We start from the raw sequence: 15,569 nt of genomic DNA on the forward strand, positions 1-15,569 counted from the left end.
GGCGCATTCCTTCCCTCGCGCAAGCCCTTTCAGCGCAAGGAGAATTGATATGTCCTACAAAACCATTCTCGCCATTCTCGATACATCCGACAATAGTTCTGCGGTTGCCGATTTCGCCTTTGCCATCGCCGCTGAAAGCGGCGCCCATGTGATCGGCCTTCATGCCGAAATCATTTCCGCCGTGCCGTTGGTCGCGCCGATGGAAATCCCCGATCCCGTTGCCGTGCAGGCGCTGCAGGATATGGCGCATAGCGAAACGATTGCCGTGGAGCGCATCTTCAGGGCGAAAGCGGAGGCGGCTGGCGCCTCCTTCGAATGGCGCAGCTTTGCCACATCAACCGGATACGGCTCCGCCCCGCTGATCGAAAGTGCGCGCAGCGCCGACCTCCTGATCGCCTCGCAGGCCGACCCGGCCAAACCTTCCGACAGCCACGTCGACGTCGACAGTTTCCTTTTCGAAACCGGCCGGCCGGTGCTGATGATCCCCTATATCATCCGCCAGCCGAAGCCGATCAAGCGCGTGCTGATCGCCTGGAACGGCTCGAAGGAGGCGGCGCGCGCGACCTTCGACGCGCTGCCGATCCTCAAAGCCGCCGACGAGGTGGAGATCTTTTCGGTCGATCCGGCCGACACGGCGCTGCAATCGCCGCTGACCGCCGGCGCCGACATCGCCGCGACGCTTGCTCGTCATGGCGTCAAGACGACGCTTTCGACGGCCCAAAGTGTGGATAAGAGCGCATCGCATATCATCGAGAACCGGCTTTCGGACAGCAGCATCGATCTTCTCGTCATGGGCGCCTATACGCATTCCTGGCTCTGGCAGATGATCTTCGGCGGCACGACGAAGACCCTGCTGCAATCGATGACGGCGCTGACCCTGTTGTCGCGTTGATTGGCTGCTCTTGCCTTTTGCCGGCAAATCCCGCTAATTGCGGCGACCGATGACAGCTTCGAGCCTCGGCCCCATCTCGCGCAGTTCCGGCTGCGCGATTTGCGTTTTGCCAATCGCCGCCTCAAGCCTGTCCGGTCGCCGGCAAACGGCGTGTCGTTTTTTCATGCCGCGGAGCAGCCCGATGTCCCTTCCCGATAAAGCCTTTCCCGTATCCTGGGATCAGTTCCACCGCGATGCGCGCGCCCTTGCCTGGCGGCTTGCCGGCCTCAATCAGGCGTTCAAGGCAATCGTCTGCATCACCCGCGGCGGCCTCGTTCCGGCGGCTATCATCTCACGCGAGCTGAACATCCGGCTAATCGAGACCGTCTGCGTCGCTTCCTATCATGACTATGTGAACCAGGGCGACATGGTGCTGCTCAAGGGGATCGCGCCCGAACTTCAGGAAAATGGCGGCGAAGGCGTGCTTGTCGTCGACGACCTGACGGATACCGGCAAGACGGCCGCACAGGTGCGCACCATGCTGCCGAGGGCCCATTTTGCCTGCGTCTACGCCAAGCCGAAGGGCGTGCCGACCGTCGACACCTTCATCACCGAGGTGAGCCAGGACACCTGGATCTACTTCCCCTGGGACATGGGCTTCACCTATCAGGAGCCGATCGCCAAGGGCGCACGCTGACACCACCGATCGCGGCGCGCGACCATCGCATTTACCACTTGAAATTGTTCCAATTTTTGTCGGCGCGGTTTCCCGAATCCGCTATCGGGATCTGCACATCTATTTTATCTTGTCCGCATAAACTCGACAGCTGCGAATCACATCAAATTGCGCTTAAAGCGTGCAAGAAACGATGCGATATAAGGAAGCAAGATGGCGCGGTGGGGGCATAGAGGAGCGGTTGTGACCGTCGGGCTGGCGGCATCACTGTTTCCCCTCACGCCTGTCCGCGCCGAGCCTGCTTATATTCCCCTCGTGCGCGACTATGTCGAGAAGCAGATCCGGCCGATCGTGGAAACGCCCTTGGTGCTGAAAGCCATTGCCGAACAGAACGCGGAGTTCGGCAATGTCAGCGAAATGGATATGCGGGTGCTCGACGACACCTACCGATCGGAGGTCGATCAGCATCACCTGCATATGGTCAAGCTGCTGCTCGACAGATCCGTGTCGCATTACCTGAAAGCCAGGCAGGACGCCTCGCAGGGAGCGATCGTCGAATTTTTCGTCACCGACAGTCATGGGCTGAATGTCGGGCAGAGCATCATTACCGCCGATTACTGGCAGGGCGACGAGGAGAAATACCTCAGAACCTTCGCCAACGGCTCCCGCGAGGTCTTCATCGACCGGGCAGAGCGCAACGAATCCACCCAGATACTCGAAACGCAGGCGAGCTTCGTCGTCATGGACGAAGAGAACAGGCCGATCGGCGTGGCGACCGTCACCATCGCCATAGATGCGCTCTGATAGGCGCTTGCATGCAGGCGAATCGGCATGCCCATTTGCACCGGAAATGCCATCACAAGATTTGCCGCAGGGCGCTTTTTTCTCGTTCCGACCTTTTCCTTAGCCGGCAATACCTGCAAGCCATTGTAATTTCAGCGCTCCCCGGCTTTCCCCAATCTTCACAGGCGCATCCACAAGATGTTGTGGTTAGCAATCAATTAAAAGCCAGCCCTTGACGGAATCAGCTGTTTCAAACTTTACTGTCTCTGATGTTGCGGCGGCGACAGGACCGGAGGTAACGAGCCCGGTTCCCTTTTGAAAATCAGGACGCAGAATCAGGGTGATGGGCCGGGAGCGGTTCAGGCCTTACAGGATCTCTGTGCGATTTTCAGCCTCCAAAAAAAGTGACATTGGGACTGGCGATAATAAGCTGTTAATACTATATTTAGCGTTTGCAGCCACCATCACCACAAGATACAGGAAGGACATCTCCGGATGACACCCCTGTCACGATACGGAAACGCGGCTGGCTGCACGACGATAAAGTGCCGCCGGATAGGAATTTTGCGCCCCGGTCGCGGGGACCGGGCGCCAACACGAGGTCAAGACCATGCGCATCGAACGTCGTTTCACGAAGGCCGGCCAAGGCGCCTATGCGGATATCGAATTCCGCAAGGCGACGAGCGAGATCAAGAACCCCGATGGTTCGGTCGTGTTCCGCCTCGAGAACATCGATGTTCCCGCGCAGTTCTCCCAGGTCGCGACCGACGTTCTGGCGCAGAAGTATTTCCGCAAGGCCGGCGTTCCCACCCGGCTGAAGAAGGTCGAGGAAAACGACGTTCCCTCCTTCCTGTGGCGCTCCGTTCCCGACGATGCCGCGCTGAAGACCCTGTCCAAGGACGAGCAGACCGGCTCGGAAATCGATGCGCGACAGGTCTTCGACCGTCTTGCCGGCACCTGGACCTATTGGGGCTGGAAGGGCGGCTATTTTTCCTCCGAAGAAGATGCGGCCGCCTTCAAGGACGAGCTTGCCTATATGCTCGCCACCCAGCGCGTCGCCCCGAACTCGCCGCAGTGGTTCAATACCGGTCTGCACTGGGCCTACGGCATCGACGGTCCCGGCCAGGGCCATTTCTACGTCGATCCCTTCACCGGCAAGCTGACCAAGTCCAAGTCGGCCTACGAACATCCACAGCCGCATGCCTGCTTCATCCAGTCTGTCGAGGACGATCTCGTCAATGAAGGCGGCATCATGGACCTCTGGGTGCGTGAGGCACGTCTGTTCAAATACGGCTCCGGCACCGGCTCCAACTTCTCAATGCTGCGCGGCGAAGGCGAAAAGCTTTCCGGCGGCGGCCGCTCCTCCGGCCTGATGAGCTTCCTGAAGATCGGCGACCGTGCTGCCGGCGCCATCAAATCGGGCGGCACGACGCGCCGCGCCGCCAAGATGGTGGTCGTCGATATCGACCATCCCGATATCGAGGAATACATCAACTGGAAGGTCAAGGAAGAGCAGAAGGTCGCGGCTCTCGTCACCGGCTCGAAGGTCGTCGCCAAGCATCTGAAGGCGATCATGAAGGCCTGCTTCAACTGCGAAGGCGGCGATAACGGCGATTGCTTCGACCCCAACAAGAACCCTGCCCTGAAGCGCGAAATCCGTGCCGCCAAGAAGGACCAGGTTCCGGAGAACTACGTCCAGCGCGTCATCCAGTTCGCCCGCCAGGGCTATAAGGATCTGCAATTCAAGACCTACGACACGGATTGGGATTCGGAAGCCTACCTCACGGTATCCGGCCAGAACTCCAACAACTCCGTCTCGATTAAGGACGACTTCCTGCGCGCCGTCGAAAATGATGGCGAATGGAACCTGACCGCCCGCAAGGACGGCAGGGTGATGAAGACGCTGAAGGCGCGCGATCTCTGGGAAACCATTTCCTATGCCGCCTGGGCCTCGGCCGATCCCGGCATTCACTTCAACACGACGATGAACGACTGGCACACCTCGCCGGCCGGCGGCCCGATCCGTGGCTCGAACCCGTGCTCGGAATATATGTTCCTCGACGACACGGCCTGCAACCTTGCCTCGCTGAACCTCTTGCAGTTCAAGGACAAGGCCACTAAGCGCATCAACATCGCCGATTACGAACATGCGGTTCGCCTGTGGACCGTCGTGCTGGAAGTCTCGGTGATGATGGCGCAGTTCCCGTCGAAGCGCATTGCCGAACTCTCCTACGAATACCGCACGCTCGGCCTCGGCTACGCCAATATCGGCGGCCTGTTGATGTCGTCGGGCATTCCCTACGACTCCGCGGAGGCACGCGCCATTGCAGGCTCGCTGACCGCGATCATGACCGGCATCTGCTATGCGACCTCGGCCGAAATGGCTGCCGAGCTCGGCCCGTTCCCGAATTTCGCGCCGAACCGCGAGAGCATGCTCAAGGTCATTCGCAACCATCGTCGTGCGGCGCATGGCGAGAGCTCCGGCTATGAAGCGCTGTCGATCAACCCGGTCGCACTGATCCATTCGGAAAACCCCGACCAGGATCTCGTCGCCCACGCTAAATCGGCCTGGGACAAGGCGCTCGAGCTCGGTGAGCAGCATGGCTACCGTAATGCCCAGGTCTCGGTCATTGCGCCCACGGGCACGATCGGTCTCGTCATGGATTGCGACACCACCGGCATTGAGCCCGACTTTGCCCTCGTCAAGTTCAAGAAGCTTGCCGGCGGCGGCTACTTCAAGATCATCAACCGCGCCGTGCCCGACGCGCTGCGCACACTCGGCTATTCGGAAAGCCAGATCGCCGAGATCGAGGCCTATGCCGTCGGCCACGGCAATCTGAACCAGGCGCCGGCTGTCAATCCGTCGACGCTAAAGACCAAGGGCTTCACCGACGAGAAGGTGGAAGCCGTCAACGCCGCGCTGAAGAGCGCCTTCGACATCAAGTTCGTCTTCAATCAATGGACGCTCGGCGCCGACTTCCTCAAGGACACGCTGAAGGTTTCCGACGAACAGCTCGCCGACATGAGCTTCAGCCTGCTCGATCATATCGGCTTCTCCAAGAAAGACATCGAAGCCGCCAACATCCATGTCTGCGGCGCGATGACGCTGGAAGGCGCGCCCTTCCTCAAGAACGAACATCTGCCGGTCTTTGATTGCGCCAATCCCTGCGGCAAGATCGGCAAGCGCTACCTCTCGGTCGAAAGCCATATCCGCATGATGGCGGCGGCCCAGCCCTTCATCTCGGGTGCGATTTCCAAGACGATCAACATGCCGAACGAGGCGACCGTCGAGGATTGCAAGAACGCCTACATGCTCTCGTGGAAGCTTGGCCTCAAGGCCAACGCGCTCTATCGCGATGGCTCGAAGCTGTCGCAGCCGCTTAATTCCTCGCTGATCGAGGACGAGGACGACGAGGATGCGCTGGAGGAACTGCTGCAGGCGCCGCTGGCCGCCCAGGCCGTCACCATCACCGAGAAGATCATCGAGCGGGTGATCGAACGAGTTTCGCGCGAACGCGAGAAGCTGCCGAACCGCCGCCAGGGCTATACCCAGAAGGCCGCCGTCGGCGGACACAAGGTCTATCTCAGAACCGGCGAATTCGGCGACGGCCGCCTCGGCGAGATCTTCATCGACATGCACAAGGAAGGCGCTGCCTTCCGCGCGATGATGAACAATTTCGCCATCGCCATCTCGCTCGGCCTGCAATATGGCGTGCCGCTCGAGGAATATGTCGAGGCCTTCACCTTCACCAAGTTCGAGCCGGCCGGCATGGTCATCGGCAATGATGCGATCAAGAACGCCACCTCGATCCTCGACTATGTCTTCCGCGAGCTTGCTGTCTCCTATCTCGGCCGCCATGACCTGGCGCATGTCGATACGTCGGACTTCTCGAACACCGCACTCGGCAAGGGCATCCAGGAAGGCAAGACCAACCTGCTCTCCACCGGCTGGACCCGCGGCTACAAGCCGACGCTGGTGTCCGGCACCGGCGGCGAACGCCAGGCGGGCGAACCCAAGGGTGCGGCGACCGCCGCCCCTGCCCGCGCCGCTTCCACCGGCACCGTGACCGCCTTTGCCGGCAGCGCTGCCCGCAAGCTGGAGCCGACAATTGCCATCTCCACCTCCGAAATCGTCGCCTTCAAACGCGATTACGAAGAGCGCGCCAAGGATTTGGCGGAAGAGATCGCCGAAGAAGTGACCGAGGAAATCACCAGCGACGCAACGGCCTTGTTCTCCGACAAGGCGGCGGCAGACGCGGCAACGGCGAAATCCGAAGCCAAGAAGCGGGAAGCCGAACGCCGCCAGCGCTCGATCATGCAGGGCTATACCGGCAACATGTGCTCGGAGTGCCAGAACTTCACGATGGTGCGGAATGGTACCTGCGAGAAGTGCGACACATGTGGTGCTACGAGCGGGTGCAGTTGAGAAGGCTTGCCTACTCTTCTTCGCTTCTGAAAAAGATCGTGGGAGGTCCGGGCAACCGGGCCTCTCATGCTGTTATAAGCGGAACTTTCCCAGCCGAGGGCTCACCGGTTCTAACCGATCCAAATGTTTGGAATAGCGGACGCGGGAGTTTTCCTGATCGTAGGCAGGTTGGTCGAGGCTTCCGAACCGAGTGAAATCAGCCACCTTGTTGGCGGCCACGCGATTTGACCGGGCCGCGCGGCACGGGTACGGGCTTCATAATTGGGCCGATATTTTTAGCATAGGAGCGACTTTGCGATCAGTCGCAGACAATGCTGTAGATTTCGAGATATTGTTCCAACTGTTCTTTCGGACCGGCCAACAGCAGCGGGCAAGCGGTATAGTTCCCCTTCACTTTCCCGTTCTCGATATACACCCAGTCGAAGATATCCGACTTTTCGAACTGGACGCGATCATCGGCCTTGATGTTGTGGATGTATTCCGGCGTATCACCAAGAAGAGCGGTGAAATGATCACCTGATGCCTTGATCTGATAAACCCACATGTATTTCACATTCGGCTCCATCTCGTCAGTGGTCAGTGCCACGTCCTTGCCCTTGTCCGTGAAACCCAGCTTGATGCTGTAATTTTCGGTTCCCGGCGGTGGATTGCGCAGTTTCTCGAGGAAGCCATGCAAGACTTCCGGACTTCTCATGGGCTTTCGCCATGGCCGGATCGCCGCGCGCGATCGACTTGACGTTTGGATTGTCGTTGGCCAGAGCGAGTTCGGTGGGAATGACCAGGATGGATAGTCGAAGCATTGAGAAGCGTGAAATGACGCTGCGCAACATTCGATAGACCCAAAATTGTTGTCACTATACCGAGGCTGCATAGCTACCTGGGGCTGATTTTCAATATCTGGTTTGGAATTGGATGCAGTGCTGGTTTCGCCGAACATAGTATCGGCCAGTAAATCCACCGGCACTGTGACTGCTTTTCCGGCAATGCCGCCCGCAAGCTGGAGCCGACGGTTGCCATCTCCACCTGCGAAGTCGTCGCCTTCAAGCGCGACTACAAGGGACGCTCAAGGAAGTGGCGGAGGAAATTGTCGAAGAGGTGTCCGAGGAAATCACCAGCGACGCCACCCTCTCTGCAGCATCAGGCGCTAAGCGCGACCGGCCTTGCAATCTGCTTCTCTGCCTTTAGGGCCATGCGAATCTCATAGGCCTTGCCCCAGTCCGCCATCACGGTGACCGCTTGGTTGAGACTGCGGCCGAATTCTGTTGCGGAATATTCGACCCGCTGCACCTTTCCTGGAAATACCTCGCGGCGGATGAGGTCGTCCGCCTCCATCTCGCGTAGCTGCTGGGTCAACACCTTCTCACTGACGCCCTTGAGAATGCGCCTGAGTTCGCCAAAGCGCCGTGGCGCCAGATTGATCTCCCAGAGGATGTTGGTCTTCCATTTTCCGCCGATCGCATTGAGCGCGCTGGCGAAGCCGCAATCATCATCCGGTAGCCGTTTCATCTTCGATCCTTACCTCAACGTAACCGCTTACCCAAAGGTGCGTAATTTACCGGCAGCCAGCCGACAGCCATATCAGAGGGCGTCTCAAATATTGGAGCTAGACCCGATGACTACAATAGGCTTTCTCGGCGCCGGCCGGATGGGCACAGCGCTTGTCCGGACACTGTTGAAAAACGGCCATAACGTGCATGTCTGGAACAGGACGGCGGCAAAGGCCGAAGCACTGGCGGCTTTCGGCGCGGTTCCGGCGTCTGGACCGGAGGCAGCGATCGCCGGAGCGGATATCGCCATCGTCAATCTTCTCGACTATGCCGCTTCCGATGCGCAATTGCGCAAGCCTGCCGTGATGCAGGCACTCAAAGGCAAACTGCTGGTCCAGCTCACTTCCGGTTCGCCAAAAACCGCTCGCGACACCGGCACATGGGCAACCGACAACGGCATGGCCTATCTCGACGGGGCGATCATGGCGACGCCGAATGTGATCGGAAGCTCGGAAACGCTGATCCTCTATAGCGGTTCGCGCCCGCACTACGAAAAACACGCAACTCTGTTTGCAGAGCTCGGGGGAAAATCCGCCTTCGTGGGCGAGGATTTCGGCAAGGCTTCAGCGCTCGACAGCGCCCTACTTGCGCAGATGTGGGGCACGCTCTTCGGCACGCTTCAAGCGCTCGCGATCATTCGCGCCGAGAGCATCGACGCCGAGACCTATGCAGGCTTTCTCCCGCTGGTTCAGCCGGTTATCGACGCGGCCGAACAGGACCTCATGCAGCGTGTGCGTGACGGACGCGACCGCGGCGACGACGATACCCTGGCAAGCATCGCCGCCCATAGTGCTGCCTTCCACCATCTGCGCGAGATCGTGAGGGAGCGCGGCATCAATTCCGCAATCTCCGATGCTTTCGGGAGCCTCTTGGAGAGCGCGATCGCCAAAGGCCACCAGGACGACGATTTTGCGATGCTGGCGCGTTTCATGGCTGCGGCGTGAGCAATGATCGGATCCAGCCGATCCTTCCATCCGCCGCAAACAGCTCTTGCGGCGGGCCTGCGGCTTTCATTCCGTGACGTCTTTCTCGACCAAGGTCCCGAAGAAAGACACTCGGTCGGCATAGGCGCGCTTCATGAAGGCAAGCGCCGAGGAGTAGGGAAACGCCTGCTCCCGCTGTCCCGGTCTAGCCGACTTTGGCTTCCGTTCAAAAAGGAAGGAAGTCGAACAGGCGCTTGCTGGCCCTCGCCGCCCAAGCCGGCTTCACGGTTCCGGCAACCAATGGCGGGCCGGACGATGGAGCCAACGGCGATTGATAGAACCGGTTGAGCATCGCGTCGCACACGTAGTGCCCCCAGTTCGTTAGATGCTCCGTCTCCTTCGCGCCCAGAAAATGGAGATAGGTGCCGACCTCCGAGGGAACGACCGATGATGGCGGCAGCGTGTAGGACGCGTAGGGCTTGAGCTCGACGTCCTTGCTGTCGATCGACCAATAGATGCCGCGGGTTCTTGCGCGCAGAGCCGATTTCGCGAGATCGTCGAGGCCAAGCCTATCAGCCTGTTTTGCGGCCTTGAAGCCACCGATCAGGTCTCGGCGCCTCAACGACCTGACCTGATTGTCGGTCGTATCGAGAACGCGCTTGAGCTGGGAGAGATAGTTCCAATATCCGCGGGTCGAGGATTGCCAAGGCGCTCCGGCATCGCTGACAAGCAGGCAATCGCAGCGTTTTAGCGCCGGCTCGATGCCGTGATTGTCATAGGCGCCGCCGTCGCTCAATATTGCCCTGCCCGGAGCAACCGGTTCGCCAACGGTGTCGTCGAGCTTTTCCCTCTTCCAGGAAAACTGCGACAGGTCCAATCGCAGCGGCGATAGCACGGGCGGGAATGCCGCCGAAGCGGCAACCGCGGTCGCGAGCGAAAGTGTCGGATGAAACGACACCCCGATCCTGTAGTCCGCGATATAGCGGTTCGACATCCGAAAGAGTGAACCAGTGCTGAGATTGCTGGAGCAAAATACGAACCAGGGCGATCTGGGAAGATCGCTCAGGCTTGGTGATTTTCCGTCGAAGAGATGCCGCTCGTAGAGTTTAGCGGCTTCCTCGGCCGCGCTCGAGAAGGGGTTGAACACGCCCTTCAGGAAGCTCGGCCCATCCGCGAATAGCTGACTGAAGGCCAGAATGCGATCGAGGTATTCGGTCTTGAAGTTGACGGCGACCCCGTTCTCAAAGACCAGCCGTGGCCACACATAGGCCAGCAGGCCGGACGCGATAGATCCGCCCGACACCGACGAGATCATATCGAGTTTCATCAGAAGACCGGCCTCGTTTAGCCTCACAAGCGATCCCGCATGGAAAAGCATGGCCCGATAGCCGCCGCCCGAAAGGCAGAGGCCGAGTTTATAACGCTCAGCGGGCTTCTCTGGTTCGTCGGATCCCGGGAGGACGGCATTCGATGGGGCATGCTCGTCTTCTGACATGCTCGGCCTCACTCAGGAATCTGATTTTCCCAACATTTCTTCCTCCGGGCAAACCAACGGTCGCTCGTCTTTGGGCCTGGGCGCTACTTACTCGTATATCGACGGGAGTTCGCATCGCATTTGTGCCACTCCCAGTTTATTCCGGCTTCGTCCTTATGGCCATAACACCAGTCCGCGCGATTGAGCAGCGGACCGAGTTCGTCGCGCCGTTTGCATGCCCGTAGAGTCTCGGGCCTCTCGCGATCGACACTCGTGCGGCAGATGTCGTCCAGTCCTGTCCACTGATGGATCAACCGATCCGGTGCCTTTGCCCCCTTGTCGGTGGCGAGCACCTTTCCGGTCTCGGACTCGATCTGCTGAGAGGCCGTGTTCCACACGAAAGAGAATTCCGCCATCCCAGAGGACGTCCTACCCGTGCCCCTGTTTCCGGCAAACCACTCGACAATTCCCGACATTTCGCATTTTCCGGCACAGCTGGCAGTCACGGAGCCCGGCTTGACGCTGTAGATGCGCTCCGGCCAGCGTTGGGCGAAGGCTGCCTTTTCCTTCAGGACAGCGTCTTTGTCGAGGTTCCGAAGAAGGAGACCTCATCGGCATAGACGCGCTTCATGAAATCAAGCGCCGAGGCGCTGTATTTCGACCATTCGTCATTGTATCGGTTGACGAAATCAACCGCCTCCGTGGTCAGGTCGCCGGGTTCGGATGCGGCGGCCTCCTCGGAATCGCTTGGGTCCGATGGCGTGACGGCGGGTGTTGCGCTCACCTGTGGCGCGGCGTCCGGCGATGGCGGCGCGCCCGCCGATGGCGAGGACATGTCCTCGGGCGTTATGATATTCCAGTCTCGCATTTCCGCGGAGGTAAGATACCTTATGTCGGTGCTGTCGATCGACAGGCTGAGCTGCAGCAGATTGGGGCTCACCCCCATGTCGGTCAGATATCCGATGATCTCGCCGGTCAGCGATTGAACCGACGAGACTGCTAAATTGCTGTCCATGGCGGCATCGTCGGAAAGAGAAACCCGATGCACGCCGATGGACCCCGGCTCGGCAAACCTATGAACGCCACCGACGAAGGCGAAGGCGCAAGCCGATGCGCATTCCATGGCTCTGATCTGGATCGTTCTTGCATTCAGGGCGCGAATGATGCGGCCGAACTCGATCGCGACGATCACGTTTCCGCCGGGCGAGTCAAACGTAATATAGGCCGGCTGGAACTGCTTGTACTCGTCGACAAGCGTCTTCGGATCGTCGGAGATTTCGAACGCGCCCTTTATCGCAAGGCCACGCTCTCCCGGCGCGCCGTCCAGACGTTCGTAGGAAATTGCCGCATGCCCCTCTCCGGCCAGGGCGACGAACGCCAGCAGCATCGATATGAATGAGACGGATTTCCACATTCCACTCCAGCCTTCGAGCACGTGTATCTCTCCTGTCGTCACTCGCAGCATATCTTGCTCATCAATGTATTGCGGGAGCGATCATCGAACCCTTGCGACGAGACCGTAAGCTTTCAATGCGACCAAGCCCGTGGCAATCACGAGTTTGAAGATCAACAGCTTTGACGAGAACATTTCAGACCTACCCCAGCAGCATCTGATCAATGCACAAGGGGCAATCTTCTGGCAAGCGGCACAATCAGAAGTGATGATACAAGGTAAACGCCGGTTCCTCGCCGCGATCGTGAGATCGCGGTCCACGCGATCCAACACGGTGCCGGCAATTGATGCTGGAGCTGCAGAAAAGAAGAGAACGCTTCTTCGGATTTCGTCGCGGGTTCCGCTCTGCCGTTACGGTCTCACACGGTCGGGATGCGCCGCCTGGAAGGCGGGCAGTTCGGCGCATCTGGCGTCGATATAGACGATGCGTTTGAAAGCGGTCAGATCCACTTCCCAGCGGCGGGCATTGTAGACTTGGGGAACAAGACAGAGGTCCGCCATCGTCGGCGTATCTCCAAAGCTGAACGCGCCATCGGCTTTGCCGATCATGGCCTCCAGTTTGCGCAGTCCGTCGGTGATGAAATGTTTCATCCATTCCTCGCGGGCATCGGCCTTCTCAGTCATGCTCATGAGATGTGACACGACATGCAAGTTGCATATCGGATGGATATCCATGGCAACCGCATATGCGAGGGCGCGGACTTTCTGGCGATCGGCGATATCAAGCGGCAGTAGTCCGCTTTCCGGCTGAAGCTCGGCCAGATATTCGATGATCGCCAGCGATTGCGTCAGGGTTCTTCCGTCGATCACCAAGGTCGGCACCAGCCCCTGCGGGTTGAGCGCCAGATATTCCGGGGTCCGATGCGCGGCCTCCAACAGATTGATGGGCACGGTTTTGTAATCGATGCCCAAGAGGTTGAGCGCGATACGGACGCGATAGCTCGCCGATGATCTCCAATAGTCGTAGAGAACGACCTCGTTCATTGCGGCCCGGCCCCGCTGTATTTTTCGACTGTCTGCTCGATCGCCCCGAAGATCGAATGGCCGGCCTTATCCTTCATCTCGATGCGCACCTGATCGCCGAACTTCATGAAGGGGGTCTTCGGCGATCCAGTCTCGATGACCTCGATCATCCTGATTTCGGCGATGCAGGAGTAGCCGTTCCCCCCCTCTTCCACCGGTTTTCCCGGGCCCCCGTCGAGCTTGTTGGAAACGGTGCCGGAGCCGATGATCGTTCCGGCCGCGAGATTGCGGGTTTTGGCGGCATGGGCGATCAGCTGGCCGAAATCAAAGGTCATGTCGATGCCGGCATTCGCCTTGCCGAATGGCTTGCCGTTCAAGCTCACCAGTAGCGGCAGATGCAGCTTGCCGCCATCCCAGGCATCTCCGAGTTCATCCGGCGTCACCGCGACTGGAGAAAAAGCCGATGCTGGCTTCGACTGAAAGAAACCAAATCCCTTCGCCAGTTCGTCCGGGATCAGACCGCGCAGCGACACGTCGTTGACGAGCATCAGCAGACGGATGGCGCTGCGGGCGGCCTCCGGGCTGGACCCCATTGCAACGTCGCCGGTTATGACGGCGACCTCGCCCTCCATGTCGATGCCATAGGCCTCGTCAGCCGCCAGGATGGGATCGCGCGGCGCGAGGAACGCGTCTGACCCGCCTTGATAGATCAGCGGATCGGTCCAGAAGCTTGCCGGCATCTCGGCACCGCGCGCCTTGCGCACCAGTTCGACATGGTTGACGTAGGCGGAGCCGTCGGCCCATTGGTAGGCTCGCGGCAAAGGTGACGTTGCGTCATGTTCGTGAAACCGGATCGTCGGCTGGGCTCCGGTCTCGACGCCTTCGGCAATGAGCGCGAGCCTCGGAGCCACATGCGCCCAGTCATCGAGTGCTGCCTGCAGGGTCCGGGCGATGTGACCGACCTCCGAACAGCGGGTCAGGTCGCGGGAAACGACGACGAGCCGGCCGTCCCGCGTGGAGTCTTTTAACGTCGCAAGTTTCATGTCCGAAATTCCGTGCCGGAGGATGGCTTCACCTGATGCATCACTTGATACCGGGGGTCCCGTCGAACTTGCGTTCCAGGCCGTCCCAGCATTCGAGGTAATCATCCTGCAGCGTTTCGAGCTCGGCTGCGTATTTCGTCAGTTGCTGCGGGTACCGGGTCTCGAACATGAAGGCCATGGTGTGATCGAGCTTCACCGGCTTGAGCTCGGTGTTGGATGCCTTTTCGAAGGCGACCGCGTCCGGCCCGTGGGGAAGCATCATGTTGTGCAGGCTCATGCCGCCCGGCACGAAGCCCTCCTCCTTGGCGTCGTACTGGCCGTGGATCAGACCCATGAATTCGCTCATGATGTTGCGGTGGTACCAGGGCGGACGGAAGGTGTGCTCGGCGACCAGCCAGCGCGGCGGAAAGATCACGAAGTCGACATTGGCGGTACCGGCATCTTCGGTGGGTGCGGTCAGCACCGAAAAAATCGACGGATCGGGATGGTCGAAGCTGATGGCGCCGACCGGAGAAAACGTCCGCAAATCGTATTTGTAAGGCGCGTAATTGCCGTGCCAGGCCACCACATCGAGCGGCGAGTGGCCGATGTCCGTGACATAGAATTTTCCGCACCACTTCACATGCACGCGGCACGGCGTTTCCTTGTCCTCGAAAGCGGCGGCAGGTGTCTTGAAGTCGCGCGGGTTTGCCAGGCAGTTGGCGCCGATCGGCCCGCGGTCTGGCAGCGTGAATTTCGCGCCGTAGTTCTCGCATATATAGCCACGCCACACCGTCTGCTCGCCGCCCCTCAAAATCTTGAACATCATGCCGCGCGGGATGAGGCATATTTCCAGGGGCTCGACATCCATGATGCCCATTTCGGTGAACACTCTGATGGCGCCGAGCTGCGGCACGATCAGCAGTTCGCCGTCGGCGTTGAAGAAGTAGTCGTCGACCATGTCTTCATTGAAAAGGTAGGCATGGGCCGACATGCCGACCTGAGTGGTGGCATCGCCTGCCGTCGTGATGGTCCGCACCCCTTCCAGAAACGTCAGTCTCTCCGAGGGTGCGGGGATGGGATCCCAGCGGAGCTGGCCGAGAGGAAGCGAATGTTCGTCGAGGCAAGGCGCGGTTTTCCAGAGCGGATAGGAAGCGTTGGAGAAGCGGCGGGTGTGGCGCACGCTCGGGCGAATGCGATAAAGCCAGGACCTTTCGTTCGTCCCGCGGGGTGCTGTGAACGGCGAGCCGGAAAGCTGCTCCGCATAGAGACCGTAATTGCATTTCTGCGGGCTGTTCTGGCCTTGCGGCAAGGCGCCGGGCAGCGACTCGGTTTCGAAGTCATTGCCGAATCCCGGCATATATTTCAGTTTGTTTGTCGTCGCGGCTTCACCGTTCGACGTCTGGATCGATGTCTGGTCCATGCTCACTC

Annotated in this window: 11 protein-coding genes and 2 pseudogenes; 6 read left to right on the forward strand and 7 right to left on the reverse strand. The window is 59.6% G+C overall.

All coding sequences use genetic code 11. From position 1 onward, the window contains the following. The first annotated feature begins 49 nt into the window (after nucleotides 1–49). From G9X64_RS21720 to G9X64_RS21735, 4 genes are all read left to right on the forward strand, one after another. Nucleotides 50–892: a putative universal stress family protein gene (locus G9X64_RS21720; RefSeq protein WP_168310150.1), complete on the forward strand. Its 843-nt coding sequence runs from the start codon at nucleotides 50–52 to the stop codon at nucleotides 890–892. 181 nt (nucleotides 893–1,073) lie between these two features. Continuing rightward, a complete protein-coding gene (gene gpt, locus G9X64_RS21725; RefSeq protein WP_168310149.1) occupies nucleotides 1,074–1,568 on the forward strand; it encodes a xanthine phosphoribosyltransferase in 495 nt (164 codons plus the stop codon). A 192-nt stretch (nucleotides 1,569–1,760) separates the two neighbouring features. After that, nucleotides 1,761–2,351 (forward strand): hypothetical protein, encoded by a 591-nt coding sequence (locus G9X64_RS21730; RefSeq protein ID WP_168310148.1) that lies wholly within the window; start codon nucleotides 1,761–1,763, stop codon nucleotides 2,349–2,351. A gap of 589 nt (nucleotides 2,352–2,940) precedes the next feature. Beyond that, the gene (locus G9X64_RS21735) at nucleotides 2,941–6,756 is read left to right on the forward strand and encodes a vitamin B12-dependent ribonucleotide reductase (protein WP_168310147.1); all 3,816 of its coding nucleotides are present in this window, start codon (nucleotides 2,941–2,943) and stop codon (nucleotides 6,754–6,756) included. Between the two features lie 298 nt (nucleotides 6,757–7,054). On the opposite strand, the gene G9X64_RS37135 is transcribed toward G9X64_RS21735, so the two are convergent. Continuing rightward, a complete protein-coding gene (locus G9X64_RS37135; protein WP_376766407.1) occupies nucleotides 7,055–7,693 on the reverse strand; it encodes a DUF2314 domain-containing protein in 639 nt (212 codons plus the stop codon). 16 nt (nucleotides 7,694–7,709) lie between these two features. Between G9X64_RS37135 and G9X64_RS37305 the strand changes: the two are divergent. Continuing rightward, a pseudogene (locus G9X64_RS37305) lies at nucleotides 7,710–7,911 on the forward strand (hypothetical protein); the annotation flags it as partial. Here the strand turns inward: G9X64_RS37305 and G9X64_RS21745 are convergent. Further along, nucleotides 7,894–8,262, reverse strand: a complete 369-nt coding sequence (locus G9X64_RS21745) for a winged helix-turn-helix transcriptional regulator (protein ID WP_171377374.1) — start codon at nucleotides 8,260–8,262, stop codon at nucleotides 7,894–7,896. The pseudogene G9X64_RS37305 and the gene G9X64_RS21745 sit on opposite strands and share 18 nt — an antisense overlap. A 106-nt stretch (nucleotides 8,263–8,368) precedes the next feature. On the opposite strand from G9X64_RS21745, the gene G9X64_RS21750 reads away from it, so the two are divergent. Beyond that, nucleotides 8,369–9,247: an NAD(P)-dependent oxidoreductase gene (locus tag G9X64_RS21750; protein ID WP_168310145.1), complete on the forward strand. Its 879-nt coding sequence runs from the start codon at nucleotides 8,369–8,371 to the stop codon at nucleotides 9,245–9,247. Between the two features lie 205 nt (nucleotides 9,248–9,452). On the opposite strand, the gene G9X64_RS21755 is transcribed toward G9X64_RS21750, so the two are convergent. From G9X64_RS21755 to hmgA, 5 genes and pseudogenes are all read right to left on the reverse strand, one after another. Beyond that, entirely contained in the window at nucleotides 9,453–10,721 is a 1,269-nt protein-coding gene (locus G9X64_RS21755; protein ID WP_168310144.1) for a patatin-like phospholipase family protein, read from the reverse strand. An 83-nt stretch (nucleotides 10,722–10,804) separates the two neighbouring features. Beyond that, nucleotides 10,805–12,135, reverse strand: a pseudogene (locus G9X64_RS21760) (COG3904 family protein). Between the two features lie 369 nt (nucleotides 12,136–12,504). Beyond that, nucleotides 12,505–13,137, reverse strand: a complete 633-nt coding sequence (maiA, locus tag G9X64_RS21765; RefSeq protein WP_168310142.1) for a maleylacetoacetate isomerase — start codon at nucleotides 13,135–13,137, stop codon at nucleotides 12,505–12,507. Continuing rightward, a complete protein-coding gene (locus G9X64_RS21770) occupies nucleotides 13,134–14,159 on the reverse strand; it encodes a fumarylacetoacetate hydrolase family protein (RefSeq protein WP_168310141.1) in 1,026 nt (341 codons plus the stop codon). The genes maiA and G9X64_RS21770 overlap by 4 nt, the downstream gene beginning before the upstream one ends. Before the next feature lie 40 nt (nucleotides 14,160–14,199). Beyond that, the gene (gene hmgA / locus G9X64_RS21775) at nucleotides 14,200–15,561 is read right to left on the reverse strand and encodes a homogentisate 1,2-dioxygenase (RefSeq protein WP_168310140.1); all 1,362 of its coding nucleotides are present in this window, start codon (nucleotides 15,559–15,561) and stop codon (nucleotides 14,200–14,202) included. Nucleotides 15,562–15,569 lie beyond the last annotated feature (8 nt).

This window comes from Rhizobium sophorae (assembly GCF_013087515.1).
GTDB lineage: Bacteria > Pseudomonadota > Alphaproteobacteria > Rhizobiales > Rhizobiaceae > Rhizobium > Rhizobium sophorae.

Coding starts and splice junctions, on each gene's coding strand:
- G9X64_RS21720 (WP_168310150.1), top strand. CDS start 50: ATGTCCTACAAAACCATTCTCGCCATTCTCGATACATCCGACAATAGT.
- gpt (WP_168310149.1), top strand. CDS start 1,074: ATGTCCCTTCCCGATAAAGCCTTTCCCGTATCCTGGGATCAGTTCCAC.
- G9X64_RS21730 (WP_168310148.1), top strand. CDS start 1,761: ATGGCGCGGTGGGGGCATAGAGGAGCGGTTGTGACCGTCGGGCTGGCG.
- G9X64_RS21735 (WP_168310147.1), top strand. CDS start 2,941: ATGCGCATCGAACGTCGTTTCACGAAGGCCGGCCAAGGCGCCTATGCG.
- G9X64_RS37135 (WP_376766407.1), bottom strand. CDS start 7,693: ATGTTCGGCGAAACCAGCACTGCATCCAATTCCAAACCAGATATTGAA.
- G9X64_RS21745 (WP_171377374.1), bottom strand. CDS start 8,262: ATGAAACGGCTACCGGATGATGATTGCGGCTTCGCCAGCGCGCTCAAT.
- G9X64_RS21750 (WP_168310145.1), top strand. CDS start 8,369: ATGACTACAATAGGCTTTCTCGGCGCCGGCCGGATGGGCACAGCGCTT.
- G9X64_RS21755 (WP_168310144.1), bottom strand. CDS start 10,721: ATGTCAGAAGACGAGCATGCCCCATCGAATGCCGTCCTCCCGGGATCC.
- maiA (WP_168310142.1), bottom strand. CDS start 13,137: ATGAACGAGGTCGTTCTCTACGACTATTGGAGATCATCGGCGAGCTAT.
- G9X64_RS21770 (WP_168310141.1), bottom strand. CDS start 14,159: ATGAAACTTGCGACGTTAAAAGACTCCACGCGGGACGGCCGGCTCGTC.
- hmgA (WP_168310140.1), bottom strand. CDS start 15,561: ATGGACCAGACATCGATCCAGACGTCGAACGGTGAAGCCGCGACGACA.